This window comes from Pseudomonas sp. P5_A2_2 (assembly GCF_054177685.1).
Genome location: NZ_JBGCUL010000917.1, coordinates 1 through 1,747 on the forward strand (window position 1 = coordinate 1; position 1,747 = coordinate 1,747).

Sequence of the window (1,747 nt, forward strand, 5' to 3'; positions counted from 1 at the left end):
GTTCTTCCTCAGGTCGAGCCCCGCATATAGAGAGGCGACTTCCTCTGAATAGCCGTTGAACATTTGCGTGTCGCGCACATTGGGCTTGAACAGGCCGCTGGGCAGGCGGCGCTCACGTGCCTGAGTCCAGCGAGGATGATCAACAGTGGGATTCACGTTCGCATAGAAGCCATATTCATCCGAAGCAATACTCTGCCAGGTGGTTTTCGGTTGCTCGTCGACCAGACTGATGCGCACGATGGACTTGATACTCTTGAAGCCATATTTCCAGGGCACCACCAAACGCAACGGCGCACCGTTTTGATTAGGCAACTCACGCCCGTACATGCCTACCGCAAGAATCGCCAACGGGTTCATCGCTTCATCCAGACGCAACCCTTCTATATATGGCCAGTCGATCAAGGCAAAACCGGAGCGCYGACCCGGCATGCTTTTGGGATCCTGCAGGGTTTCGAAGCGGATGAATCTGGCTTTCGAGGTCGGCTCAACCTCTTTGAGCAAGGCCGAGAGGGGAAAACCGATCCAGGGAATGACCATCGACCAGGCTTCCACGCAGCGCAACCGGTAGATTCGCTCCTCCAGCTGATACGGTTTCATGAAGTCCTCCAGCGCATACCGCCCAGGCTTGCCCACCTCCCCGTCCACTACCACCGACCACGGCTGCGTCTTCAGCGTGCCGGCGTTGGCGGCCGGATCACCTTTGTCGGTGCCGAACTCGTAGAAGTTGTTGTAGTGAGTCGCATCCTTGAACGGCGTGATCGCTTCATCCTTGACGCTGATCGCACCCCACTGGGTAGCCGGAAGTTTTTCGCTGAACCAGGCAGGCGCCTTGACGGGCTCGACATCCGGGTAACGCGCAGCATCGCCAGCGCTGGCCCATTGCGGCAGGCTGCCCAGAGCGAAGCCGGCGACCGTGGCGCCGAGCACATTGCGTCGAGATAGATAGAGGGATTCAGGCGTGACGTCCGACTCATGGCAGTCGGATGTTTTAGGGACTTTGATCAGCATGGCTACTCCGCAGTATTGGAGAACAGATGCACCAACAGACTGCGGAGTATGAGGGAAATTACATCACTCGACGCTTTTACGCCGACGAAGATGTAACAGGTATTGAACCGGGCCGGAGGCTGCATAGGCAAGAAACACCAGCAGCAGGATGCGCGGCGGATCACTGAAAACAACCGCAAACACCAACACTACTGCGAGAATCGCCACGAAAGGCACTCGCCCCTTCAGGTCCAGCTCCTTGAAGCTGTTGTACTTGATGTTGCTGACCATCAGCATGCCGGCCGCAGCAACCATCAATGCAACCAGGAAGGACATCTTCGACCCCTGGATACCGTAATCGCTGAACGCCCAGACGATACCTGCAACCACACCCGCAGCGGCGGGACTGGCCAGACCGATGAAGTAGCGCTTGTCCGCGGTGCCGACCTGGGTGTTGAAGCGCGCGAGACGCAAAGCCGCGCCCGCCACATAGATGAAGGCGACCATCCAGCCAACCTTGCCCATGTCACCCAGGGCCCAGCCGAAGGCCAGCAATGCCGGCGCCACACCAAAGGCAACCATGTCCGACAGCGAGTCATACTCGGCACCAAAGGCGCTCTGGGTATTGGTCATGCGCGCAACGCGACCATCAAGGCCGTCGAGTACCATCGCGACGAAAATGGCGATGGCCGCAAACGCAAAGTACTTGCTCGCATTGGCGGAGTCGCCGGCACTCAAGGCTGCCTGGGCGCTCATCGAG

Annotated in this window: 2 protein-coding genes; both read right to left on the reverse strand. The window is 58.4% G+C overall.

Translation table 11 applies throughout. The annotated features are described in order from the left end of the window. The coding region (gene msrP / locus ACXRVY_RS27290; protein WP_458238758.1) for a protein-methionine-sulfoxide reductase catalytic subunit MsrP at positions 1 to 1,008 on the reverse strand (1,008 nt) is incomplete at its 3' end. 63 nt (positions 1,009 to 1,071) lie between these two features. Continuing rightward, positions 1,072 to 1,747: CDP-diacylglycerol--serine O-phosphatidyltransferase (gene pssA, locus ACXRVY_RS27295; RefSeq protein WP_458238759.1), on the reverse strand; the 676-nt coding region annotated here is incomplete at its 5' end.